The organism is Elusimicrobiota bacterium (assembly GCA_026388155.1).
GTDB lineage: Bacteria > Elusimicrobiota > Elusimicrobia > Elusimicrobiales > UBA9959 > UBA9634.
The window spans coordinates 24,041-47,912 of sequence record JAPLKI010000020.1 but is presented as its reverse complement, the minus strand read 5'-3'; the positions used below and the strand labels follow the sequence as shown (position 1 = coordinate 47,912).

The window sequence follows — 23,872 nt, the reverse complement described above, 5'->3', positions numbered from 1 at the left end:
TCAGCGCGGCTCCGCCGTTATAAACGTGGCCACTGGCCTGTAGCAGCGCTGATCGTCGTTGTCCTGCGCCATGTGGCATTCCGGCACGGAATTCCCTTTGCGCTCCCAGCCCAGGGTCCAGGAACTGCCGCCGTAATTATATGACATCTGCGTGGAACCGCCTCCGTCGAGATCTATCGTCTTCTCCGGCACGCAGCCTTCGTATTTCATGTAGGAGAAAAGATCGTCCAGCGTTCTGACCGGGTAAACGGCCGCCAGCAGCACCTTGCCGGAGCCGGTAATGCATATGGCGGTCCTGTTGGTGGCGTCGGAGTGGCCCGGCCAGGCGGACTTGCCGGCCACCGCGTACGCGGTTTCGGCCAGTTCTTCGTCGGTTATTTTCTCTTTGCCGTCGATCACGTCCACAGCGCCGTTTTTTCTTACCACGAATATCCTGTCTATGTTCTCTTTTCCCGCGTATATTATGCCGCCGGGCCTGACCCCGTCCTCAACGAACTCTCCTATAAGCGCGCCATCCGGCGGATTAAAGAAGCCGGCGTTCGTTATCAAAGCCGGCTCGGGCAGCAGGTTCCTGAGCGCCAGCATATTCATCTTGCTTTTGCCGGCGGTTTTGCGCGCGCTGAGCGCGGCGAATTTGAAAAAAGCCGGGTCGACTTCTATTACATTGGCGTTGGTTATCGAAAATTCCGGCACCGGCTCGAAGGACCTTATTATCCGGAGGCCGGCCGCGGCGTCCAGGGCCGATAATTGCGCCGGCAGAACGGCCATGGCCGTCATCAAGGCCGTATAAATTTGTTTTTTCATAATATGCTCCGAATTTAACGCGCGTTTTCCGCGGGTTTGATGTATTTTACAATTTTCGCAAGGTCCTCGTTGTAGGAGGGGGATTTCGCTATTTCGGCGTACAGGGCGATTGCCAGTTCCTTGCCGGCTTCCGTGTCCGAAGGGTGGTGCACGCCGCCGAGCGCCCTGCCCCTGGCCACGGATGAAGCCCGGGCCAGCAGCTGTTCGCGCAGGTCCGGGCGCAGGTCCGCCAGCACCAAGGCGAATGTCATGGCCAGCGTTGAGTGGCCGCTGGGGTAGGCGTAGCCGTCTTCAAGCGGCAAACAGGGCTTTATTTCCGGGTCGCGCAGAAAAGGCCTTTTGCGGGCGAAGCGCTTTTGAAAAACATAGGTGGAGCGGGCCGCGTCCGCGCGCACGCGCTTCAGGAAGGCTGCCGCCTCCGGCGGCACCGGCAGCGGGAAGGGGCCGATGTCGCCAAAGAAGGATTCGTAGCCGGAGGCAGCCTCGCGCTTTACGCGCGCGCAGTCCTGCGGAGTTCTGTCATTCTGCATACGCAGCACCTCGGAGAGATCTTTTTTGTCGGCTTCCGAACCGTCCGCGGGCGGCGGGGTAAGATCGATGGCCTGTATGGCCGCTTCCTGCGCGTAAAATAACTGCGTGGGCGGTTTGTAAACGGACCGGACCGGGCGCTGCGCGGAGCAGGCTGCCGCGGCTGCCAAAATCATCAGCGCGATAAATTTCTTTACGGACATGCTCAGATTTTATCAAAAGACAGGCTTTTAATGTCTTTCCGGCGCAATTGCGCAGGCCCCGCACTTTTTCCTAAAAAAGGCCGAAGTACGGGGGGGGCCGGCCGGACGCCGCGATCTCTGTGTCCGGCATAGGCCGGCTTGCCTGTTTTTCCCACAGGGACTGGCAATGGAATAAAAAACCATCTATACTATATGCGTAACTTTTTTGCCGGCTGAGTGTGCTGTTGCGGACTGTCGCTCTTGCTTTTTAAATAGTCCCGAAGCGTTTTTTAGGAGAGGTGGTTATGGCAAATGATTCCGGAAAACCTGTTATTGTTTTCGCTGTGGCTATCGCTGTCTTCTTTGTGGGCGGTTTCCTCCTTGTGATGAATGTCGGGACGAACTCGCGGACAACCGCGCGTATGCATTATGATTTCAGCCTCCACGGAGCGTCGCTTGCCGCCTCCACGTATTTCGGGGATTTTGAAAAGGGCGGGGAAGTGATAAAAAAGAAGGCCGCAACTCTTCTGGACGATCTTGTTTCAGGAGTCGGAAGAACTCCTCCCGCCTCCGGCCGGACCGAAACCGCGCGGCAGCGGCCCGGGCATGCCGGACGGACCGCCAGTTCCGGGGAGCCGGAGGGGGACGCGTTCGAGAAATATTTTGAAAAAAATTACGGAAAGCGTTCCGGCAGGGGCCTTGAGTCCGCTCCCGGCTCATTAGCTGACTTGTACGGCGGAGGACCGGCCGCGGAAGGCGGCGGCGGTTCCGGCAGCTATGAAACTCCGGTACAAACTTCATTTCGTAAGGTTCCGAAGAAAGGCGAGGCGGCGGGAAACGAGCCTTCAGGGGCTAACGGGTCCGCTTCAGGGCCGCGCGCGGTTCCCGGCGGGCCGGCTTCAGGCGGAACAGCGGCCGCTCCGCGGATGTACGCCTCCTTGCCGGGGAGAGGCAATCCTTTAAATGATGGCTCCAATTCCGGAGCTCAGACCAATACCGCAGGCGGCTCCGCGGGCTATGGAAACAGGAAGCTTCAGAAAGACGGCGGCTTGTCCGGTTTTCCGGGAAAAGGTTCCGCCGGCGCTCTTGACGGCGCTTCTGAAAGCATGAGGACGGGTGCGCAAAGCAATTATAATTCCAAAATGTCCGGCGGAGCGTCCGCCATCAAGTCCGGCTCTTCCGGCGCCTCAGCGCCGGCGGCCTCCAAACCGGGTAAAGCGGCGGCGGGCGGCAAGTCCGACAAAACATCAGGGAAAACAGGCACTGATAGAACCACCGATCAGTCCTACTCTAACAATACTCCGGACCCCGTCGTTCCGGGTGAGGATCCGGACCTTGTTAAATCAGTGGTTACGGAGAAACTTAACGGAAAGGATACAAATTATGTTTCAGAGAATGACGCCGCGGCCGATCCGGAAGAAACGCTGCTGGCTTCCGGCGCAATAGCCGGCGGCGTAGATGACAAGGCTATCACCGAACCCGACCCCGAAGATTTCTCCAGCCTTGCGCCGGAGCGCAAGGCGGCGCTGAAAAAAGAGATGCATGTCTTTTTGAAACAGGTGGAGAAAAAATATGGAGCGATGCAGGATATTAATTATTCTTCCTGCAACTCCAACCCGGACGTGTGCAAGGCTCACGGGCTGACCGCGAACTACCTGACCATGAAAACCGCCAAAGGCGCTACGCTGGTCATGGGAGTCAAGTATGTGACGGGCAAATGGCGGAGGTATACTATAGATTTTAAAGCCCCGGCTTCCGGCTCTGATCAGCCTGCTTCGAATAATACCATAGACGATACCGGTCAAAACCAATAACGCTTTACCGCTTGCCCGCTTCGGGAGCCGGCGTCCGCCCGGAGCCCGTATGCGCGATCCCTATGCCATTGGTTTCCGTCCTTTCCGCTGAGTTCGTGCTTTTCCGCTCCTGCACTGCCGAAAAAATGCTGCTGCCTGAATCCGAGGCTGACATCCGACCGCTCCTGTGTTTAGGGATGCAGCCGTAGAGTTGAAACCACGCCGGGTAATAAGATATAAAGGTAATGGTTATTCAGGAGGAGAATGAAATGAAAAAACATATTGTTGCCTTTTCCGGTTTGATCCTTTTGTCGGGATGCGTATCAGCCAATAAATATAAGGTAAAAGAGAGCGAGCTTTCTTCCGCGCACAAAGAAATAGCCGGCCTGAAAGACGATTACAACGCTTTTAAGGATACGTCGCAAAAAACCGATCAGGACCTCCGCGCGCAGATAGACGCGCTTCATAAATCCAACAAAGACTTCCAGGACTCCCTGGACGCCAAAAAAGGCGAGCTGTCAAAGAAAGTCTCCGAACTTATACAAGAAAGGGACGACCTTTCGCAGAAACTCTCCGCCAAGGAACAGGAAGCGCTCGCTCTGACCCAGGCCCGGGATAAGGCGCTGGAGGAAAGGAAAACGGTGGAACTGGCCAAGGAGGCCGAACTGGCCCGGGTAACACAAACCAAGGACCAGGAGGCGCTCGCTCTGGCCCAGGCCCGGGATAAAGCGCTGGAGGAAAAGAAAGCGGCTGAGGCCGCCAAAGAAACCGAACTGGCCCAGGTAAAAAAGAACTACGAGGACCTCGCCGCAAACCTGAAGTCCGAGATAGCGAACGGAGAAATAACTATAACCCAGCTCAAGGGCAAGCTCACCGTCAATATGGTGGACCGCATACTTTTCGCCTCGGGCCTTGCGGTGGTCAAAGCCGACGGTAAGAAGGTCCTTGAGCGGATCGGTTCCGTTTTAAACAGCGTCAAGGACAAGTACATCCGCATAGAAGGCCATACCGACAATGTTCCCATAAGCTCCGATCTGAAAAACAAATATCCGACCAACTGGGAACTTTCAACCGCACGGGCCACGGCCGTGGCCCGTTACCTTCAGGATGTCGCCAAGGTCGATCCCCAGCGGCTTGTTGCGGCGGGCTACGGCGAATACAAGCCCATTGCGCCCAATGACACGCCGGAGCACAAAGCCCTTAACCGGCGCATCGAGATAGTGCTGGTTCCGAGAGAGTAACATCCGCTTAATTTTCTATCAACATCGGGGCCGGTGTTCCTTGACCGGCGCCCTGTTTCTTTTCCGGCGTACACGCACCGTCCAAGAGATTTTGTAACATAAAGTCACATGTTCCGTAAAAGACCGCGTATAACATAAACATTCGCTTCCATTCGCGCTTTTGTTATTCGTTCTTCATTCGCATTTCAAGAGGGGGTTTAACATGAAAATTCTTTTACTGCTGCTTTCAATGTCTTCGTTTTCCTTCGCCGGTCTTCCCGGCCGGGGCCCGGTCGACCTTCAAAAAGCCGATGAACTTTTTGAAAAGTCGCTTTACCAGGAGGCTCTCGGCCTTTATGATAAAGCGGCCGGACTGCCGGGTGAAACCGGCTTGAAAGCCATGTACCGCGCGGCCGAATGCGAAGGCCTTTTATTCCGCTACGGAGAAGCCGCCCAGCGCTTTTCAGCTCTTAAACTGCCGAACGATCCTCTTTGGCGCGGCCGCTTCCTGCTGCTCCGGGCTGAGCTGGGCAGGGAATTCCTGAGACAATACGGCGGCGACCTGCCGGCCGATATTCAGCAGGGGACCACTGATGTAACCAGGCTTACCGGCGATGAATGGCGAAAACGCATTGAGGCCGATTATGACGGGCTTTGGGACTTGCGTAGCGCGCTCGCCGGGTCCGGCATACATACTGAAGCCTATTTTATCGACATAAAAAAAGCCGCGCTGGAATATACCCCGACATTATGGGATTTTGCGGTACTGCAGTGGGGGGATTATCTTCTGGACGAATCCGAGGACCATGGGAAAACATTGCCCGACGCGATGAAATTCGTTTCTGAAACCTACAAGGGCGATTACAGCCCTTCCGCGCAGGCCGCGGAAAAAGCGGGAGCCATTTATGAAGATGCCGCCGGTATCTCCGCCAAAGGCAGGGAATTCGCCGCGGAGCAATGGAAGATCAAAAGGCTCCTCCTCCCGTTCAGCCATGGCGACAAGGTCTCGGTGCGGGACATGCAAAAGCTCAAGGACCTGGCCGTTTTTATACTGAAAAGATGGTCGGACGCCATGTCCATGCCGTTCTCGCGCGCTTCCGCCGCCTATGAAGCCGCGAACCTGCTTAACGAGAAACAGGACTATAAAGGAGCCGTTGACCTGTGCAAAAAGGCGGAAAATCTGGCTCCCCGCTCAAAGCCGGGAATAGAATGCGCTAAACTCCGCGCGCAGATAGAGGTGCCTCAGTTGGACATCTCCGCTAAATTCGTCCCGCCCGGCGGCAAAAAAATACTGACCGCGAACGCGCGCAACCTGCCGGTAATATATTTCCGCGCTTACAAAACCGACCCGGCGGAACTTCTCACGTTCGGCAGATACGCGGAAAGAGCCTGGGGCAGGGTGCGTTCTCTCCAAAGCGAGGCGGTTGAGCATTTCATCGCCCGCAGAGCCGATATCTCGTGGGAAACAAAAATAGCGTATCCGGCCCGGTACCAGTACCTTAACAGGGAAATAGAATCCCCCGAATTCAAAAAAGGCATATATGTGATAGTGGCTTCGGGAGATTCCGGTTTTGAAGTAGGCTCATCCTTAATAAAGGCCGTAACGGTGAATATAACCGATATCTTCCTGTTAGGAACTTCCGGCATAAAGGGCGATCCCGAGGATTTTGTGTATGATCCGGCCCGGCCGCAGAGCGGGGAGAATACAGATGTCTTCCATTTATACGCCGTAAACGCTCTCAGCGGCATGCCTGTTCAGGACGGCGTTATAGACGCGTTTTATACCAGACGCTACGGCAACTGGGAGCGCACGACCCTTGCCACCGGGGCCGACGGCTATGCCGCGATGGGGTTCCCGCTGCGCGTCACATACCCTTCCGAGGAAAGTTTTTCCATAGACCCGCTGCTGTCATTTGACGAGAGTTACGCTTACTGGAACGGCGGCCAGGGCGCCGGGCTTAACGTGCCGGAACCGGTGAACATATTCATAGAAACGGACCGGCCTATCTATCGCCCCGCCCAGGAAGTTAAATTCAAAGTCACGGCGCTGTTAAGAGAGCCACGCGGGTTCCGGGCTTATGACGGGCAAAGCAAACTTAAAGTGACGGCCAGGGACCAGAACTGGCAGGAAGTGTTCAACAAAACCATACCGTTCACCGGCCTGGGCAGCGCGGCCGGCTCTTTTACGATACCGCAGGGACGGCTGCTCGGGCGATACACCATAACGGCGGAACTTCAGGAGTATAATCATAATTTCAGCGGCAGCCGGTCATTCAGGACCGAGGAATACAAGCGCCCGGAATTTGAGGTGAAGCTTGAAGACGCGGAGTCCGCTTTCAAATACGGTCAGAACGCCAAAGTTGAGGGCACGGTAAAATATTATTTCGGCTCGCCGGTGCCGAACGCGCAGGTGACTTACCGCGTGACAAGGTCGCGCTATATCCCCTGGTACGCCTGGTGGTGGGGCTGGTTCTACGGCGAGTCAGGCTCGGTGGAAACGGCTTCTGGCGAAACCCGCACCGACGACAGCGGTAAATTCTCCATAAATTTCACGCCTTCCCCTGAAAGCGAAACTTACGGCGATTATCCGTCCTCTTTCCAGGTTGCGGTCGAGGCGCGCGACGCCGGCGGGCGCACCATCACCGATTCGCGTTCGTATAACGCCGGTTCAAAGGCATATATATTCGACATCTCGCCCGCCGCCGGTTTCTTTACAAGCGACAAGCCGGCTGTGTTCAAGGCCCGGCTGATGAATTTAAACGACGCTCAAGTCCCGGGCTCCGGTTCTTACAGCGTTTTTAAAATAGAAAAGACGCCTGAATTCGCCGGAGGAGACGGCATGTGGGGTTCTTTCGGCCGTAATCCTTCCCTTGAGCAGGAATTCGCGCAGGCGCCGGACGGGAAGCTTGCGGCAAGCGGCAGTATTGAATTCACCAAAAAAGCCCGGTCCACGGTCAAACTAAAAGCGCTCCCCGAAGGCGTTTACAGGCTCAGGCTGAAAACCAAAGACCCGTGGGGCGGCGAGTGCGAATCCTGGATAATACTTATTTCGGCGGACCCGGGAGACAAAAGCCCGGGGCTTAAGCTTCCGCCGGTGGCGCTGTTCGAGCATTCCTCGTACCAGCCGGGCGAAAAGGCCCGGATACTTATAGGCGCGTCCGCTCTTAAAGGCGTAAAGTACACGGAAACGCTGGCCGGTAATTTCCTGCTTGATAAAAAAATGATACCTTCCGGCGGTTTGTCCGTGGTGGAGATCAAGGTCGGGCCGGAGCATCGCGGCGGTTTCGGCCTGCGCTGGTTCGGCGCGGGCGATTTTAAAGTGTATTCCGCGATGGCGGAGGCCGAGGTGCCTATGCGCGACAGGGAATTATCGCTTTCGCTTGACTACGACAAAACCCTGCTGCCCGGCCAGAAGGCCGAGTGGGCGCTTAAGGCTAAGGACTCTTTTGGAAAGCCTGTCGGCGGCGAGGGGACGGTGCGGATATTCGACCGCTCGCTTGAATATTACCAGAAGGACGCCGGCTTCTGGAGCGACGGGCTGTACGAGAAACGCCGTTCTGATTCGGACGGCCGCGGCTCGCTGTTCACTCCTTATCCCATTGCCCTGCCTATAACCACCGGTCTCATACGGCGCATGTTTGACGCTTTCAGCAAAGCGTATGAAGAGGAGCGTCTGGCGGCTTTCAGGATAAATTCCTCAAGGATTTACGCTTCAAGAGGAAGATTCGGCAGGATGAAGGGCATGCTTGACATGGGAGAAGCTGACGGTGAAATAATGCCAAGTCCCGCCGCCGCGTCTATGAGCGGCGGCGCCGGGCTTGCGGCCAGAGGCAATGCGGCCCCGCAGATGGCGGAGATGAAAATGAGGAAAAGCGACAAAGCTGAGGCCGCGCCCGCTTATCCGCGCGAGGAACTTGCTCCGGTGCAGGTAAGGAAGGACTTTTCCGAGACGGCTTATTTCAACCCCCAGCTTAAGGTGTTAAAAGGGACTGGAAAATTCTCTTTTACCATCCCCGAGCGGCTCACAAGCTGGAAGGTGAGTTCCTACATGATAACAAAGGATATAAAGCGCGGGAAAGCAGAGGCTTTGACGGTCACGAAAAAAGACCTTATGGTCAGGCTGGATATACCGCGCTTCTTCAGGGAGGGTGATAGATCCGTTCTTACGGCGGTCATAAATAACGAGACCGACGCCGAGCTGTCGGGAGAAGTGGCCCTCTCAGTTACCAAGGAAGGGGACTCAGCCGAAAGCAGTTTCGCGCTGACGGAGCTTTCAAAACCGTTCACCGTAAAGGCGCACGGCACCACCCCGGTTTACTGGGATATCGCGGCTCCGCTTGGCACAGGCGCATATAAAGTACGCGCCATCGCGCGCTCGGGCGCGCTTTCGGACGCGCAGGAAAACGACCTGCCCGTGCTTCCCTCAAGGGAGCGCCTTATCGCCACGCTGGTGGCCATGCTTGACGGCAAGGTTTCCAAAGAGCTGAAGCTGAGCGAACTTGCGGAGGCCGACGACAGCAGGATAATGGAGTCCATGCATCTGGAAGTTCAGCCGCAGCTTATACTTACGGTGTTGAACAGCCTGCCTTCCCTGGTGCATTATCCCTATGAGTGCACCGAACAGCTGCTGAACCGCTATGTGCCGCTTGCCATAACAAATAGTTTTTACAACCGCTATCCCGAGCTTAAAGCCGCGGTCGCAAAAATCCCCAAACGCACCACTATAACGCCGGCCTGGGAGCGGGATAACCCGGTCAGGATGATGACCCTGATGGAAACTCCGTGGGAAGAAGCTTCCAAAGGCATGAAATCATACTGGCCGACCATAGATATGCTGGACCCGAAAGTGGTGGCCGGGGAAAAAGAGGACGCTATCACAAAGCTTAAGGCTTATCAGAATTTTGACGGCTCGTTCCCGTGGTTTCCCGGCGGGCGACCCGACCTTTACATGACGCTCTACGCGCTTGAGGGACTGGCCGAGGCCGCCCGCTACAATGTGGCTATACCCGAAGACGTGGCGAAAAGAGCGCTGAATTATGTGTTCGCCGAGATCCCGCGCCATATGAAAGCCGAGGAAGGCGAAACCTCGTTCATACTCTATGCCGCTTATGTCGTCACTTCTTTCCCGGAAAAATGGCCTGAGCATAAAACCGCGCTTTCCTATGCCAAGCTCTGGGTGGATTTCGCGGATAAGCACGCTAATGCCCTGACTCCGTTCGGCAAGGCTTACGCGGCGTATGTTTATCACCGTCTGGGCGAGCATGTTAAAGCGGAAAGTTACCTGGCCCGTGCCATGGACGGCTCGCGCGCAGACGCGATAGCCGGGCTTTACTGGACGCCCGAGAAAATATCCTGGCTCTGGTACAACGACTCCGTGGAAAAGCACGCTTTCATACTGCGGACGCTGCTCGCGCTGAAGCCCAAAGACCCGCGCATCGGCGGCATGGTTCAGTGGCTGCTTTTCAGCCGCAAGACCAGCGAGTGGAAGTCCACCAAGGCTTCCGCCGCGGCTATATATTCGCTGCTGGACGTGATGAAGTCCAAGGGCGCGTTCGATAAAGAGGAATCGTTCAAAATAAACTGGGCTGATACCCAGGATTCCGTTACGCTGCAGCCGTTTGACTGGGCGGGCAAGCCGCTGCGCTGGTCCAAATACGGAAAGGATATAACCGCGCGCGATGTTTCGGCCACAATAGAGAAGACCGGGCCGGGGCTCGCCTTCGCTTCGCTTACCGGCATATATACGACCAACAAGCTTGCCGCCGAGTCACCGTCAGGGATGATGAACATTTCGCGTAAATATTATCTGCGCGCGAAGGAAGGGGACAACTATATTCTGAGGCCGCTCACTTCGGGCTGCACGGTGGCGGTGGGGGACCAGATAGAGGTGCAACTGGGGGTAACCACCAGGAGCCAATTCGAGTATGTGCACATTAAGGACCCGCGCGGGGCGGGTTTTGAGGCGGAAGAGCTGCTGAGCGGCTGGAAGTGGGACCAGTTATCGCGTTATGAGGAGCCGAGGGATTCTCTGACCAACTTCTTTGTGTCATGGCTGCCGCATGGTGAATACATTCTTAAATACCGGGTCAGGCCCACGACGCCGGGCACATACAGGATAGGCTCGGCGGTGATGCAGTCCATGTACGCACCGGAATTCGCGGCGCACTCGGACGGTTTCATGCTGAGTGTGAAATAAAGAGTCCCTTATAAGGGAGCCGGCAAATTCTCTGCGCGCTCCAAGACCGGGTTTTCTAAGAAGATGTCCGGGGTCTTCCGCCGGCTCCGGAACGCGCCGGCCCGCACAGCGGTCCGGCTTGAACGGTCCTCGCCGCCCCTAATGAGAGGGATTCGCTCCAGACCCCGGCCGTAAACCCTCAAAAGGAGCGCGCAGAAAATCCGCCGTCTCCCTTTTTAAAAGGCAGAGGGGACGCTGCACGATATCTCAATACTTTTATTTCCCCTAAGTAAAATAGAACGGTTCTATCATTTTGGTTTGCCGGGTTCCTTTTTTGTGTTCTTTGCGCCAAAACTCCTTTCCATTGTTTTGATAAATCCTTCGCCGACAAGCGCCTTTTTTATTGCAAGAAAGTTGACAGTAAAAAAATAGTTGACAATATGGATATCGGTTCCATATAATATGCTGGGACTGAAAAACATCATATACCTTAGGGAGGCCAACAAATGAAATGGTCACATGTAATTCTAACGTGCAGCCTGTTTCTGACTGGTTGCTCGACAATTGATATGTTAGTCAAGCCGACGGCGAAATTGCCGGATATGGCTAAAGCCGCGGAACAGGAAAAGAGCGATTTCGTGCAGAAGAACCTAAAATTTAGCGGCGCGCACAGAAGTTGGGCGCAGAGTATGGAAACAATGAAGGGATGGGCTGATAAAAAATACTGGAAAATATTCACCTACATGTTCGTGAAACCGGAAATCAGCGTGGAACCGTTGAAAAAGGTGAAAAAAGTGGCAATTCTCAGTTTTGACGTGCGTGTGGACGCTAAGCAGCAGAAAAGAACAAGCACGAGCGACGCAGGTTATGTTACTGTGGAGACAACCCACTATGGCGCTATTGATATGTCGGCGTTGCAACCGTTTGCTAACACGATGTATGATGAAATGAAAGCGGGTCTGGAACGGCAGGGGATAGCGGTAATTTCCGACGAACTGGTTAAGAATAATACCGATTATCAGGCGCTGGATTATAAAGAAGTGGAAGAGGTGGAACTCAAACAGGGAGCGGCGGACTGGTGGAACGGTACAACTGAAGCCTACGGCTTAAAGCAAATCGATGCGGCTAAAATGACGGGATTGTACTGGGAACGGGAGGAAAGAAAAATATACGGCGACGCAAGAGTCGATAAGGCAAAAGCATCGGGCGGCCTCAAAGGGGCGATGCGGTCTATAAGCGGCGCGGACAAACAGGTTGAAAGGGGCAAACATCTGCAAAACGCCGCCAGAGCATTAGGCGTGGACGCGGTAATTTTGGTGAAGAATAATATCGGCATGAATTTCGGCGTGTCTAAAACATACAAACTTCACTACGGGTTCCGGGACGGCGGCTCGGGAGTGGCGGTGGACATGCTGTTCGCCGACGAAATAAAGCCTATCTGGAGTGCTGAAATAGTAAAAAAAATAGAGGTGCCCACTAAAGTAAAATCGCCGAAGGGCGGAATCTTTAAGCCCCAGGATTATGACCTGGGCCTGGTCGCTCCCGACCTCGTCCTTGTTTATCACGACATCGCCGACCTGATCTCGCTTAAAATAAAGCTTGACCAGCAGAGGCCGGCTCCGGTAGCAAAATAGGCGGTAATAGGGGACGTTGCTTAAAGACTTAAAGATTAGAAACCCTCTCCTTTTTATGGATAAAAGGAGAGGGTTTTGTTTTTCGCTGTCTTTCTGGAATTTTTCTCCGTTGTGATTTTAAATAAAGCTTATCTTCAGGGAAGCCTTCAGGGTGCGGCCGGGCTGGGGGAAATAGCCGTTGTAACTATCCGCTGTCTCGGCGTAATGCCTGTCTAAGATGTTGTCGGCGCCTGCGCCCAGTTCCACCGCGCCGAAACTGCGCGTGACATAGATATCCGCGGTGAAGTAAGGGGGCAGTTTTATGCCCGTCCCGTCCAGTCCGGTGTACTGCCTGCTCACATATTTAGCCCGCGCAAAAATATCCGCCGGGCCGGTCTTAAAGCCGGCCAGCGCGGTGAACCGGCGTTTCGGGCTGAACTGCAGCAGCTTGTACGCGCCGGAGGATTCCCTGCCTTTGCTCAGCAGCCATGAATAGGCAAGCGTTGCCCTGAAGGCTCCGCTTTTATAGCCGGCCTCGCTCTCTGAGCCGAGGTTAAACGCCGAATCCAGGTTATAGGCAGCCCAGTTTTTGACCGGGTTCAGCGCTATACGGTTCTTTACGTCGGAATAGAACTCTGTGGCTGAGATGTAAAACCCGCAGTCCGAATTCCACTGCGCTCCGGCCTGCGAATGTATGGAGCTCTCCGGCTTCAGGCCGGGGGACCTGTCGGAGGCCGGCACGTACGGGTCGTACAGGTCGGCGAACGTGGGCGCCTGCCAGGCCTTTCCGGACTGGGCGGAAAATTTCCAGTTGAACGACGGTGAATATACCAGCGCCAGCTTGGGGCTGAGCTGGTTCGAGTAATGCTCGTTAGCATCATAGCGCAGCCCGGGCATTATTTCCAGCCCCGGCGCCGGGCGTATTATGTTCTGCGCGTAAAAGCCCCAGGTTTTCATGCTGTGGCCGCCGTAGGTGGGTGAGGTAAGCATGTCGCGTCCGTATTCCGCGCCCAGAACGGAGTCCCACGGCAGCGACAGTTTGGCCGAGGCCGCGCGATTGCGCGTCTTTATGAGCGTGCGCGACAGAAAGCCGTAATACCACTGCCTGGCGTCCAGGATGTTGTTCCCGAGCGAGGAGTTCACTGACAATCTTACGCCGCCGCCCAGCGACACATCGTAGCCTGCGCTAAGCAGGTTGACCTCGCCGGTCTGAAAATCGGTCAGGGAATTCGCCTCCCGTTCTTTTTTGCCGTCCCAGCCGGATATCGGCACGGGTGTGCCGGTCGGCAGGCCGTTATAGGAAACGGTATCAAAGCCTTTTAAGGAGATCTTTCCGGCGCCGCCAAAATCGTAAGAAGCGCGGCCGGTAAAGGAGTTTTTGTTGGAAGCCGAGTTCTGCTGGAAGCCGGAAGAATAGGCGCTGCGCCCGGTAAAAAAGACCTCCGCGGGACCCGAGGCCGCGCCGGTCTTAACGAAGGATGCCCTGCCTCCGTAGCTTTCCCATTCGTCGCCCGCCTCGGCCGTTTTTGTGCCGGGGTTCAGCCTGCCGCTGAGCAGGTGTATCACCCCGCCCTCCGCATTGGCCCCGTACACCGAGGACCACGCGCCCGGCATCACTTCCACTTTCTGTATATTCTCGGAAGGCAGGTTCGTCACGTCCACCGTGCCGGTGATATCGGCAGGTATCTTAACGTCGTCCAGCACTATCGCCACGCGCCGCGAAGAAAACCCGCGCATTGAAACCGTGCCGACGGAATTTTTACCGGCGGATCTGAGCAGCACCGACGGGATATAGTTCAGCAGGTCCGCGGCGGTGGCGGGTCTCTGTTCCGCCACTTCGTTTTTGTCCAGGACGGTAAAGTCCTGGGGCCGGATAAAGTCTTTCAGAATATATCGTGTGAGAGAGAAGAAAACTCCGCGGTTTTCTTCGGATACGGCATTTAGGGGTAACAGTAACAGCAGGGCAAGGCAATGCGGCAGGCGCTTTTTCATCTTTCCTCCGTCGAGGTATCGCCGCGCTATGGCGGAGAACGACATTCCTCTTTAGGAAAGACGCCTTCCCGCGAAAGCTGCGGCAATCCGGCGGTAGACCGGGCTTATCCCCTGCGCGCTGGGCGCGGGGCTTCACCGTTGCGGGGCAGCTCCGGGATATATCGCTAATTACCGGAATTCCTCCGCCAGATCGTTACTAGTATAACGCTTACTAAACAGCATTGCAAATATTGCTCACGGTCGCGTTTGTTTAATAGGATAACAACATGCCGGAAAAAAGCATCGTGCACGTTGATATGGACGCGTTTTTCGCGGCTATTGAGCAGCGAGATAATCCGGCGCTTAAAGGCAAGCCCGTTATTGTGGGCGCCGACCCCAAAGACGGCCGGGGGCGCGGGGTGGTTTCCACCTGCTCTTACGAGGCCAGAAAATTCGGCGTTAAATCGGCCATGCCCATCTCCGAGGCCTGGCGGCACTGCCCGACCGGCGTTTTCCTGCACCCTGATTTTAAGAAATACGAGGCCGCTTCCGAAGCTATAAGGTCCGTTTTCTACGAGTTCACCCCGGACATCGAGCAGGTAAGCATAGACGAGGCTTTTCTGGACATTACTCACAGCTCCCATCTGTTCGGCGGGCCGCTTGAAACCTGCAACAAAATAAAAGCCAGGGTAAAGGCTGTTACCGGCCTTACCTGTTCTCTCGGCATGGCGCCCACGAAGCTGGCCGCCAAAATAGCCTCGGATCTGAAGAAGCCGGACGGCCTGGTGGTCGTTAAAGCCGGGGAACTGAACGCTTTCCTGGGTCCGCTGGATATTTTAAAGATATGGGGCCTTGGTCCTAAAACCGCGCAGGCTCTGCGCGAGCGCGGCATAAATACCATAGGCGAGCTGGCGCTCTGTCAGGCACAGGAACTCTCCTTCCTTGGCAAAGCCGGACCCGAATTGCAGGCTCTGGCCCGGGGGAGCGATTCGCGCGAGGTAAAAGAGGAAGGCGGGGTAAAATCGGTCGGCAATGAAATAACTTTTGAAACCGACACCTCGGACGAGAGAGTGGTTAAAGAGTCCCTGCTTGCCCTTTGCGATAAAGTCTCTTCCCGCCTGCGCGCTCAGGGCCTGAAGGGCCGGACCATAACCCTGAAAATAAGGCTGGAGGGCTTTTTAACCTATACCAGGGCCGTAACGCTTGCCTTCGCCACCAATTTCACGGATGTAATAAACGAACACGCGCTGAAACTTTTCCGGGCTTTTTCCGCCGAAGGCGGACCCGCCGGACTGTTTGGCAGGAAAAAGGGCAATAAAAAAATAAGACTATTGGGCGTTAAAGTTTCGGCTCTTATGCCGGCGGATTTAAAGGAATCCCTTTTTGAGGATAAATATGACACGCGCCGGGAAAATACACATAAAGCAATTGAAGCGATAAGGAAAAAATTCGGCCGCGGAGCCATTTACCGCGCCGGAGGCAAGAAGGAGATATGAGAGCGAATATCCAATAGCGAATGGCGAATAGGGAACAGGGGATAGTTACCGGGAGCGAAGAAGAGAAATCCCGCGATACGGGGAAATGCGGGCGCGTCACCGCCGATTGGTTGTGCTATCGTCGGGGGAGCGCCCCGGGGTGTCTGGCGGAAGAGGCGGCGGCGCCAGCTTCGGGAGGGCCGCCATTTCGGTGATAGACTGTTCTATCTCGGCAATGGTGCAGGGCTTCCTGATGAAACGCACCCGCGGGCTTGCCGGCACCATCCTGCGTATCAGGCCGGTCACTATGGAAGAAAAGAAGATAACGGGGATAGTGGCTGTTTCCGGGTGCTTGCGCAGTTCCTCATAAACCTCCACTCCGTTGGCGCCCGGCATGTTGAAGTCTATCGTTATCACGTCAATATGCAATTTGCGGGCTTTTTCCACGCCGGATTTTCCCTCTAAGGCGGTGGTGACTACGAAACCCTGGTGTATAAGATGGTCTTTTAAGAGAGTGGATATGTCCTCGTTGTCATCGATTATCAACACCGATTTGGGCATAGGCATAACGGTAATTATATAATATCTTACCAGTCTATAAAATAGCGGGAACTGAAAAGCCTAAAGGGCATAAGTTCGTTTTTTCAGCGCCCCCTATAAATAGGGCCCGGAGTACATTTCTAATAAAGTTTGTTGTTTTCATAGGATACCTGAATATGGCTATTTCAAAAGTGCTGGAATTTGAGCGTAAAGTAACGCCCGATGAGATAGACGGGCTGGGGCATGTGAACAATATGGTCTATCTGCTCTGGTGCCTGGACGCGGCGACCGCGCATTCCAAAGCCGCGGGCTGGGGTGTGGAGCGCATGCTCGCCATGGGTTCGGGCTGGGTGATACGCCGCCACGAAATAGACTACCTGCTGCCGGTAAAACCGGAGGAAACGGTGATCATGCGCACCTGGGTGGAAACGGCTGAACGCGCCTCATCCGAGCGTCGTTATGAAATTTACAGGCGTTCCGACGGCAAAATGGTCTGCTGCGGGCGCACAGTATGGGTGTGGATAAATTATAGTACGGGCCGGCCAAGCCGCATACCGCAGGAAGTTGTACAGGCTTTCAGCGCCTGGGAACCGGGGGAAAGGCTGAAGGCTGAAGGCTGAAGGCTGAAGGCTGAAGGCTGAAGGCTGAAGGCTGAAGGCTGAAGGCTGAAGGGTGTAAGACGACTAAACCGCTGCTCTTATATCAAGCGGGATTTTCAGCTTTTAACCGGCACTATGACGTAGATATATTCGCGTTGGGCGGCATTCTTGAAGCAGCTTTGGGTCAGGGTTTCACAGCCGTCGCTGCAGGCCCGGTTCGGCCTTACAAGGACTTCTATATGGCCGCTGGTCGGGCTGAATCCGCATATCCCTCTTCCATAAACGATTATGCTGCCGAGAGGAATTTCTGCCGTGTCCGAAGGCGTGGGTATTCTGGCCAGTTTAAGCTCTTTACGCATCGTCTGGGGATTTTTAACCGCCCACTGGGCGAAATTTACCGCGCGCGCTGAACCTATTCCCAACTGGCCCCATTGTGCGGGCTTTATTACGCCGGCGTTCTGCATGTGGTAGGTCACATATTCATAACAGCGGTGGCTGAAATATCCAAGGTTGCCCTTTGCGGCGGCTTTGGCGAGCTTATTGGCCATTTCAGCGTCATAATCTTCAGGCGCGGAAATCTCATCGATTTTGGAAGGCGTGGGAGGCTCAAATTTCATATCGGCCTGCGCCGCTTCGGCCGCCTGAAAAGACCCTATCCAGTTCTCCTGGCTGAAATCAAAATCCTCAGCCCTCAGCCCGCAGACTTGAAACAGCAGCACCGCGCAGCCCGCCGCCAGAATTGGTTTTTTCATATTAACCTCTGAACATAGTCTAATGCATACCCTTTGTGACAACAAGCGATAAAATACCCATCCGGCGGTAGGCCTTTCGGCCCAATTTTTAAATGGCGGAATGTCGAGGAATGGGAGATATTTCCCGTTATATTATTCCGTGGAAAACCAGGATTATCGGGGGCTTAAACGAAGGTTTTGCGGCAGGGGATTTAGAAACCGGCAAGAAGTTGTTTGAATTTGTTGAAATATTCCGTTACCAGCGCGACATATCTCTTTGTTTCTTTGAAAGGGGGGACGCCATGGTATTTTCTCACATTGCCGGGGCCTGCGTTGTAGGCGGCCAGAGTATTTGCGAAGCCGGCGCCGCCCGGATGGCACTGGGCAAGACTTAAAGTATCATCCGCGCCGAATTCACTCCAAAGAGTTTTAAGATATTTTACCCCGTATTTTATGTTCACTTCGGGTTCCCATAGCGTTTTGGCGTTTTTCAGGCCCAGGCATCTGGCTGTGCTCGGCAGCACCTGCATCAGGCCCACGGCTCCCGAAGGATTGTACGCTTTGGGGTCAAATGAGGATTCTTTCTGGATGACGGCGAGTATCAGGTTGATGTCCACGTCTTGGGCTGCCGCCTCTTTTTTTGCCATTTCAAAGTAGGGTATCTTTTGTGATTGAGCCGGCTGCGCGCTTTTTGAGAGGCGCTCATTAAACGGATTGAAAAGTTCGGCGCCGGCGTCATGTTCCGCGTCCGGCTTTACCAGAAAAGCGTCTTCGGCGGGCAATCCCGCGTCATTAACATCAGACTGCTCAACAGAGCGCGGCACGGGGGCTGGCGCCTGTATGCGCGTTTCGGGGGCCGATCCAAATAATTCGTCAATAGCCTGGGCTTGCGCCGGAACCGGAACGGCTATAACGGCCAATAATAATAACTTTAATGTCGCGGGCATAATCCCCCTCTGCATAGTATATGGAGAAGGGCTTGACTTGTCAAGGGTCTATGGGCCGCAGGCCGGCGGAAGGATAAATAAGGGACTTTTAATCCGAATTCTTCAGTTGTCCGCCCTGGGCGGACGACTCCAATTGCAGGATTCGGGTTAAAACGGTGCCGGTTATTCCTCTTTTTCCGCTTTAAGTATGTCGGTTTTAGTTATGCCTTTCGCTTTGGTCGCGGCTATGGAGAATTTGGGGTTAACTTTTATCACAGTGGCCGTGCCCACCTTTTCCTGTTCCGAGCCCAGCGATTCGCCTGTGTCTGGGTCGGTCATTTCCTCGCTCGGGCGGTAAATGGAATAAACGGCGCCGACCTCCTCGCCGTCGGCCGCGCCTGAGTTTATATACAGCCGGTTGCCGGTTATTTTTATTATTTTAACCGCCCCGCCGCCGGCCTCGTCGAATTTTTTGCCGAGCTCACCTGCCACGGTGTCTACGGCCTTGCGGGCGGCCTTGCCGAGTATGGTTTCGTCGAAGCCTTCTTTACCGAAATCAAAACTGGGAGCGATGCTTACATTCCCGGAAATCTCAGAGCTTGATTTTTCACCTTCGCCCGAGGCCGACGCGGCTATCTGGCCGGAGGTGGTGTCTATGGCGCGCGCGTCTATGACCACGCGGGCCTTGCTCTTTGAAATTTTCGCCCCGCCGCCGAAGGGCAGCACTTTTTCAAGCCCGCCCACGCCTATCTTCGAGTCTTTTATGCCGAACTCCGTAACGCTGCCCGTCACGATGTAACTTGCCCCCAGCAGCCGGCCTATTTTCGCGGCAGTCTGGGCGGTAACGGCTCCGGAAGCTCCCAGTTTCTGCTCTTCCATTACCATTTCAAGCTTCTCGCGTTCTATTAAAGTGTATTTCTTCGTTTCCGCCAGCGCCGTAACCAGCATGTCGGAGAGCCCCGTGCCTATATTGCGCCAGTTATAGTGATTGTTGGATTTATCCGTAAGGTCCATAACGCAGATTATCTTTTTCCCGCCGCAGAAGCCGGCGGAAGCAAGCCCCGCCAGCAGCAGCGCGGCAGCGAACGCCTTCAGGCATGATTTGTTCATAAAACCTCCAGTTAAACGGTGTTTCTATATTAGCAAATAGCCGCGCTTTTTTAAATCGGCGGGCGCTGCGTTTTGGTAAAATATAGACACAGTAAAAAGGAGCGTGGAAATATGAAAATGGCGAAAAGAATTTTTCTGTTCATGGCGGTCAATGTCCTTATCCTTGTGACGCTGTCTTTCACGCTGAATATTCTGGGCGTGCGGCCCTACCTCAGCGCACAGGGCATAGACTACGGTTCGCTCATGATCTTCTGTCTTGTGTGGGGCATGGGCGGAGCTTTCATTTCGCTCGGCCTCTCAAGGATCATGGCCAAGTGGATGATGGGCGTTAAGGTTATTGACCCGAATACCTCCGACCCCGTTCTCTCCTCGCTGGTGCAGACGGTGCATAACCTGGCAAAGGCGGCGGGCCTGCCGAAAATGCCGGAAGTGGGGTATTACAACAGCCCCGAAATAAACGCCTTCGCCACCGGGCCGACCAAAAGCCGCGCGCTGGTCGCCGTTTCCGCGGGACTTCTTCAAAGTATGGACCGCGAGCAGCTGGAAGGGGTGCTGGGCCATGAAATTTCCCATGTCTCTAACGGCGACATGGTAACCATGACGCTCCTTCAGGGCGTGATAAACGCTTTTGTAATGTTCCTCGCGCGTGTTATAGCCTTTTTTATCACCCGCTCAAAGGACGGAGAGCGGTCAAGCCCCTGGATGAATTTCCTTATAGTCATGGTCCTTGAAATAGTGTTAAGCGCTTTCGGCATGATAGCCGTGGCCGCGTTCTCAAGGTGGAGGGAATTCCGCGCCGACGCGGGCAGCGCGCGCCTGGCGGGCAGGGAGAAAATGATCAACGCTCTTGAAGCCCTTCGCAGAACCACCCAGTACGCGGACCTTACCGGCAACGCCTCCGTGGCCTCAATGAAAATCGCCGGCAAGCCGAAACGGTTTTTCGGGCTATTTGCCACGCATCCGCCGCTTGAGGCGCGCATTGAACGCCTGAAAGCCGGGTTCTGAAATGATATAATCTTAAAAACAGGGCAGGGGGCGTGGACGCATGAAAATACTTATTGCCGAAGACGACGCACCGGTTCGCGAAATGCTTTGCGCTTTTATTTCCGAGCTGGGCCACGAGGTTACCCCGACCGAAAACGGCCAGGAACTGGTTAAACTGGCCATGGCCGAACGGCCGGACCTGATAGTCACCGACATGCACATGCCGGGGATGACCTGCGATTCCATGATATCCATGATAGAAATGTACTCTCCCCTTTCCGGCATACCGATCATAATAGTGACCGGCGCCACAAAGAGCGAATTGGCTGACTCCGGCATATCCAAAGGGATCCCGATCATCGCAAAGCCGGTGGATTTCGACCAACTGGCGGCCGAAATAAACAAAGTGGTTCAAAAGCTAGGCGGAAATCAGTATGTGCGGAAGATATTCCCAAACTTTTGAGCTTGCCGAAGCTATAAAGCGCTTTTCCCTGAAACCTCCGCCATTCAACTGCAAGCCCAGCTATAACATTGCTCCCGGCGCGATGTCCCCTGTTGTCTGCGTTGGCGGGATGAAACTGCTTAAATGGGGCTTTGTCCCCTCCTGGGCGGCTCCAAAAAACTCTTCCGGTTCCGTCAGCGCGCCAAACAACCCCGCCCGCCTGCCGCTTTTTTCCGCCGGTAATCCGCTTGAAAGTAAATTTGCCGCCTCCGAAACCGCCGGGCCTCCTGAAAACGGGCCTGACAGGGAAGGTTTTATAAACGCGCGCGCGGAGGGCATAGCCTCGCGGCCCGTTTTCAGAAATGCGTTTTATAAAAGCCGCTGCCTTGTGCCGTGCGACGGCTTCTACGAGTGGCACAGCTCCGCCGGCGCCAAAATACCCTATCGTTTTGAAATGCGCGATAAGGGCCTGTTCGCCATGGCCGGAGTTTATGAAGAAGCCACCGGCACTTACGCGGTGATAACGGCCGCGGCCAACGCTCTGGTGCGCGCCATTCATCACCGTATGCCGGTGATTATTGAAAAAAGGCACGAGGCGCTCTGGCTTGACCCGAAGATGAAAGACACTGAAACCCTGCTGCCCCTCCTGCGCGGTTACGACTCCTCCCTTATGCACGGCTATCGCGTGTCCGACCTGATAAACGATCCGAAGAACGATTCGCCGGACTGCCTGAAGCCTTTTTAAATGGACGCTAAAATCCCGCCCGGCCTGATTTTGTAGAATATGCTTCTCTCTTATGGCAAAAAACCGGTGCCGCCTGCTTTTGGTTTTCTTGGAAATTTTCCTGCTTTTTTCATTTCTCACTCGCGTCGCGCTTACCGTCCTGGTCCGGGGTGAATTGAACGGGGGCCTTTTCGGGCTTTTTAAAATATTCGCCGCCGGTTTTTTCTATGACCTGGCCGCCGCCTCTTACGCCGGCGTTCCGCTTGCTCTTTACCTGCTTTTCGTGCCGCAGAATATTTACGCGCACAAATATCACAAGTATTTCATTTACTCCCTGTTTTTTGCCGCCGCCTGGCTGCTCGCCTTCAACGGCGCGGCCGAGTATCTATTTTTTTACGAATTCGGAGTTCGTTACAATTTTATAGCCGTGGATTACCTGGTTTACACCCATGAGGTGTCGGGTAATATCAGGGAGTCGTATGATCTCGCGCTTATACTGCCGTCGCTGGCGGCCGTTTCAGCCGGAGCCTTGTTTTTATGGCGCGGCGCGCTTGAGCGTTCTCTTCAGGCGGTAACGCCCTTTAAAAAGCGGCTGGCCCCGGTCCTTATGCTGCTTGCCGCGCCCGCGCTTGTTTTTTTTGCCGTGGACGCGCGGTTTTCCCGAATATCCGCCAACGAATACGCGAATGAGCTGGCTTTAAACGGCCTTTACGCTTTCGGCTCGGCTTTTATCAATAACGAACTGTCATATGACAAGTTTTACGCGACTGCCGATGTCGACGGGGCATTTGTGAAAGTGCGCCGCGCGATAAGCGTTCCCGGAGATGTTTTTACGGCCGGGCCGAGAGACATAAAAAGGCCGGTGCAAGCCGCGCGGCCCTTTAAAAAACTGAATGTGATAGTGCTTATTGAGGAGAGTCTGAGCGCGGAATATTTCAGGGCTTTCGGCGCGGCCAAAGGGGAGGATACCCTGGCCAATCTGGACGCGCTGGCCGGCAGGTCGCTGTTTTTTAACAGGTTCTACGCCGCCGGTACGCGCACGGTGCGGGGGCTGGAGGCCATCACGCTTTCCATTCCGCCGCTGCCCGGCACTTCCATAATAAAGCGGCCTGACAACGGGGGTTTTTTTTCATGGGGTTCGGTGATGTCGGCCCGGGGCTACGAGAATAAATTTATTTACGGCGGCCACGGCTATTTTGACAACATGAACGCGTTCTTCTCAAAAAATGGTTTTGGCATAGTTGACCGCGTGGATTTCTCCAAAGATGAAATAACCTTTGCCAATATCTGGGGCGTCTGCGACGGCGACCTGCTGGCCAAAACGCTGAAGGAAGCCGATAAAAGCTATAGCGCGCGCAAGCCGTTCTATTATATGGTGATGACCACTTCGAACCACCGGCCCTTCACCTATCCGGAAGGGAAAATAGACATACCGCCATCCGCGCACAGCAGACGCGGGGCGCTTAAATATTCCGATTACGCGATAGGCGGGTTTTTAAGTGAAGCCGTTAAAAAGCCCTGGTTTAAGGATACGGTTTTTGTTATTACCGGCGACCACTGCGCCAATTCCGCCGGCAGGGCCGAAATCCCGGTGGGAAATTACCACATACCGCTTTTGATTTATTCGCCGGCCAATATAAAACCCGCCCGGATAAATACTCTGGCAAGCCAGATAGACATAGCCCCCACGGTGCTCGGGCTGCTGGGTTTCAGTTATGAAAGCGTTTTTTTCGGTAGGGATATTATGCGCGGCAGGCCCCGCCATTTTGGTTCCAATGTAAATCCAAAAGAGCTGGACGGGCCGGAGGGCAGGGCTTTTCTGTCCACTTACCAAAAATTGGGTTACCTTAAGGACGGCAGGCTGGCCGTGCTGGGACCTAAAAAATATCTTAAATCTTACTCCTGGGACGAGCCCGCCCAGGCTTTAACCGTAAAAAGCGACGCGGAACTTGAAAACGAAGCCGTCGCTTTCTACCAGGCCGCCAATTACATTTACAAAAACCGCCTTAACCGCCTGCCCTGACCAAAATAAAACCCCGCACTTCGGCCCTCTTG

General features: G+C 54.7%; 17 protein-coding genes. 10 read left to right on the top strand and 7 right to left on the bottom strand.

Going from position 1 to position 23,872, the window contains the following annotated elements:
• Both NTX59_09330 and NTX59_09325 read right to left on the bottom strand, forming a co-directional pair.
• Positions 1–804, bottom strand: a complete 804-nt coding sequence (locus NTX59_09330) for a phosphodiester glycosidase family protein (GenBank protein MCX5785879.1) — start codon at positions 802–804, stop codon at positions 1–3.
• Positions 805–818: 14 nt separating this feature from the next.
• Positions 819–1,535 (bottom strand): phosphatase PAP2 family protein, encoded by a 717-nt coding sequence (locus NTX59_09325; protein MCX5785878.1) that lies wholly within the window; start codon positions 1,533–1,535, stop codon positions 819–821.
• A 284-nt stretch (positions 1,536–1,819) separates the two neighbouring features.
• Here NTX59_09325 and NTX59_09320 point away from each other — a divergent pair, with 284 nt between their 5' ends.
• The 4 genes from NTX59_09320 (at position 1,820) to NTX59_09305 (ending at position 12,336) form a co-directional block, all read left to right on the top strand.
• Positions 1,820–3,328, top strand: coding sequence for a hypothetical protein (locus tag NTX59_09320; GenBank protein MCX5785877.1), 1,509 nt, complete (start codon positions 1,820–1,822; stop codon positions 3,326–3,328).
• 248 nt (positions 3,329–3,576) lie between these two features.
• Positions 3,577–4,548 carry an OmpA family protein gene (locus NTX59_09315; protein ID MCX5785876.1) on the top strand — a complete coding sequence of 324 codons (972 nt, stop codon included), beginning with the start codon at positions 3,577–3,579 and terminating at the stop codon, positions 4,546–4,548.
• 202 nt (positions 4,549–4,750) lie between these two features.
• Positions 4,751–10,723, top strand: a complete 5,973-nt coding sequence (locus NTX59_09310) for an MG2 domain-containing protein (protein ID MCX5785875.1) — start codon at positions 4,751–4,753, stop codon at positions 10,721–10,723.
• A 581-nt stretch (positions 10,724–11,304) separates the two neighbouring features.
• Positions 11,305–12,336 carry a hypothetical protein gene (locus NTX59_09305; GenBank protein MCX5785874.1) on the top strand — a complete coding sequence of 344 codons (1,032 nt, stop codon included), beginning with the start codon at positions 11,305–11,307 and terminating at the stop codon, positions 12,334–12,336.
• Positions 12,337–12,453: 117 nt separating this feature from the next.
• On the opposite strand, the gene NTX59_09300 is transcribed toward NTX59_09305, so the two are convergent.
• Complete coding sequence (locus NTX59_09300) at positions 12,454–14,307, bottom strand: TonB-dependent receptor (protein ID MCX5785873.1); 1,854 nt, start codon at positions 14,305–14,307, stop codon at positions 12,454–12,456.
• Positions 14,308–14,573: 266 nt separating this feature from the next.
• On the opposite strand from NTX59_09300, the gene dinB reads away from it, so the two are divergent.
• The gene (dinB, locus tag NTX59_09295) at positions 14,574–15,782 is read left to right on the top strand and encodes a DNA polymerase IV (GenBank protein MCX5785872.1); all 1,209 of its coding nucleotides are present in this window, start codon (positions 14,574–14,576) and stop codon (positions 15,780–15,782) included.
• A gap of 96 nt (positions 15,783–15,878) precedes the next feature.
• Here the strand turns inward: dinB and NTX59_09290 are convergent, their stop codons facing one another.
• On the bottom strand, positions 15,879–16,328 hold the full coding sequence (locus NTX59_09290; protein MCX5785871.1) for a response regulator: 450 nt from the start codon (positions 16,326–16,328) through the stop codon (positions 15,879–15,881).
• A gap of 149 nt (positions 16,329–16,477) precedes the next feature.
• Here NTX59_09290 and NTX59_09285 point away from each other — a divergent pair, with 149 nt between their 5' ends.
• The gene (locus tag NTX59_09285; GenBank protein ID MCX5785870.1) at positions 16,478–16,921 is read left to right on the top strand and encodes a thioesterase family protein; all 444 of its coding nucleotides are present in this window, start codon (positions 16,478–16,480) and stop codon (positions 16,919–16,921) included.
• Between the two features lie 95 nt (positions 16,922–17,016).
• Here NTX59_09285 and NTX59_09280 read toward each other — a convergent pair whose 3' ends face one another.
• The 3 genes from NTX59_09280 to NTX59_09270 form a co-directional block, all read right to left on the bottom strand.
• A complete protein-coding gene (locus NTX59_09280; GenBank protein ID MCX5785869.1) occupies positions 17,017–17,652 on the bottom strand; it encodes a hypothetical protein in 636 nt (211 codons plus the stop codon).
• A gap of 191 nt (positions 17,653–17,843) precedes the next feature.
• Positions 17,844–18,578, bottom strand: coding sequence for a lytic transglycosylase domain-containing protein (locus NTX59_09275; GenBank protein ID MCX5785868.1), 735 nt, complete (start codon positions 18,576–18,578; stop codon positions 17,844–17,846).
• Between the two features lie 162 nt (positions 18,579–18,740).
• Positions 18,741–19,667, bottom strand: coding sequence for a hypothetical protein (locus tag NTX59_09270; protein ID MCX5785867.1), 927 nt, complete (start codon positions 19,665–19,667; stop codon positions 18,741–18,743).
• Between the two features lie 117 nt (positions 19,668–19,784).
• Between NTX59_09270 and htpX the strand changes: the two genes are divergently transcribed.
• The 4 genes from htpX to NTX59_09250 are packed head-to-tail and all read left to right on the top strand — an operon-like array spanning position 19,785 to position 23,840.
• Positions 19,785–20,672 carry a protease HtpX gene (htpX, locus tag NTX59_09265; protein ID MCX5785866.1) on the top strand — a complete coding sequence of 296 codons (888 nt, stop codon included), beginning with the start codon at positions 19,785–19,787 and terminating at the stop codon, positions 20,670–20,672.
• Positions 20,673–20,712: 40 nt separating this feature from the next.
• Positions 20,713–21,114 carry a response regulator gene (locus NTX59_09260; GenBank protein ID MCX5785865.1) on the top strand — a complete coding sequence of 134 codons (402 nt, stop codon included), beginning with the start codon at positions 20,713–20,715 and terminating at the stop codon, positions 21,112–21,114.
• A complete protein-coding gene (locus NTX59_09255; GenBank protein MCX5785864.1) occupies positions 21,086–21,838 on the top strand; it encodes an SOS response-associated peptidase in 753 nt (250 codons plus the stop codon). Before NTX59_09260 ends, NTX59_09255 begins: the two co-directional genes overlap by 29 nt.
• Positions 21,839–21,890: 52 nt before the next feature.
• Entirely contained in the window at positions 21,891–23,840 is a 1,950-nt protein-coding gene (locus tag NTX59_09250) for a sulfatase-like hydrolase/transferase (GenBank protein MCX5785863.1), read from the top strand.
• Positions 23,841–23,872 lie beyond the last annotated feature (32 nt).

What these genes read in the sequence shown, in the direction of transcription:
- NTX59_09330 (MCX5785879.1), bottom strand. Translation starts at nt 804, where the DNA reads ATGAAAAAACAAATTTATACGGCCTTGATGACGGCCATGGCCGTTCTG.
- NTX59_09255 (MCX5785864.1), top strand. Translation starts at nt 21,086, where the DNA reads ATGTGCGGAAGATATTCCCAAACTTTTGAGCTTGCCGAAGCTATAAAG.
- NTX59_09270 (MCX5785867.1), bottom strand. Translation starts at nt 19,667, where the DNA reads ATGAACAAATCATGCCTGAAGGCGTTCGCTGCCGCGCTGCTGCTGGCG.
- dinB (MCX5785872.1), top strand. Translation starts at nt 14,574, where the DNA reads ATGCCGGAAAAAAGCATCGTGCACGTTGATATGGACGCGTTTTTCGCG.
- NTX59_09310 (MCX5785875.1), top strand. Translation starts at nt 4,751, where the DNA reads ATGAAAATTCTTTTACTGCTGCTTTCAATGTCTTCGTTTTCCTTCGCC.
- NTX59_09250 (MCX5785863.1), top strand. Translation starts at nt 21,891, where the DNA reads ATGGCAAAAAACCGGTGCCGCCTGCTTTTGGTTTTCTTGGAAATTTTC.
- NTX59_09315 (MCX5785876.1), top strand. Translation starts at nt 3,577, where the DNA reads ATGAAAAAACATATTGTTGCCTTTTCCGGTTTGATCCTTTTGTCGGGA.
- NTX59_09325 (MCX5785878.1), bottom strand. Translation starts at nt 1,535, where the DNA reads ATGTCCGTAAAGAAATTTATCGCGCTGATGATTTTGGCAGCCGCGGCA.
- htpX (MCX5785866.1), top strand. Translation starts at nt 19,785, where the DNA reads ATGGCGAAAAGAATTTTTCTGTTCATGGCGGTCAATGTCCTTATCCTT.
- NTX59_09290 (MCX5785871.1), bottom strand. Translation starts at nt 16,328, where the DNA reads ATGCCTATGCCCAAATCGGTGTTGATAATCGATGACAACGAGGACATA.
- NTX59_09260 (MCX5785865.1), top strand. Translation starts at nt 20,713, where the DNA reads ATGAAAATACTTATTGCCGAAGACGACGCACCGGTTCGCGAAATGCTT.
- NTX59_09280 (MCX5785869.1), bottom strand. Translation starts at nt 17,652, where the DNA reads ATGAAAAAACCAATTCTGGCGGCGGGCTGCGCGGTGCTGCTGTTTCAA.
- NTX59_09285 (MCX5785870.1), top strand. Translation starts at nt 16,478, where the DNA reads ATGGCTATTTCAAAAGTGCTGGAATTTGAGCGTAAAGTAACGCCCGAT.
- NTX59_09300 (MCX5785873.1), bottom strand. Translation starts at nt 14,307, where the DNA reads ATGAAAAAGCGCCTGCCGCATTGCCTTGCCCTGCTGTTACTGTTACCC.
- NTX59_09305 (MCX5785874.1), top strand. Translation starts at nt 11,305, where the DNA reads ATGGCTAAAGCCGCGGAACAGGAAAAGAGCGATTTCGTGCAGAAGAAC.
- NTX59_09275 (MCX5785868.1), bottom strand. Translation starts at nt 18,578, where the DNA reads ATGCCCGCGACATTAAAGTTATTATTATTGGCCGTTATAGCCGTTCCG.
- NTX59_09320 (MCX5785877.1), top strand. Translation starts at nt 1,820, where the DNA reads ATGGCAAATGATTCCGGAAAACCTGTTATTGTTTTCGCTGTGGCTATC.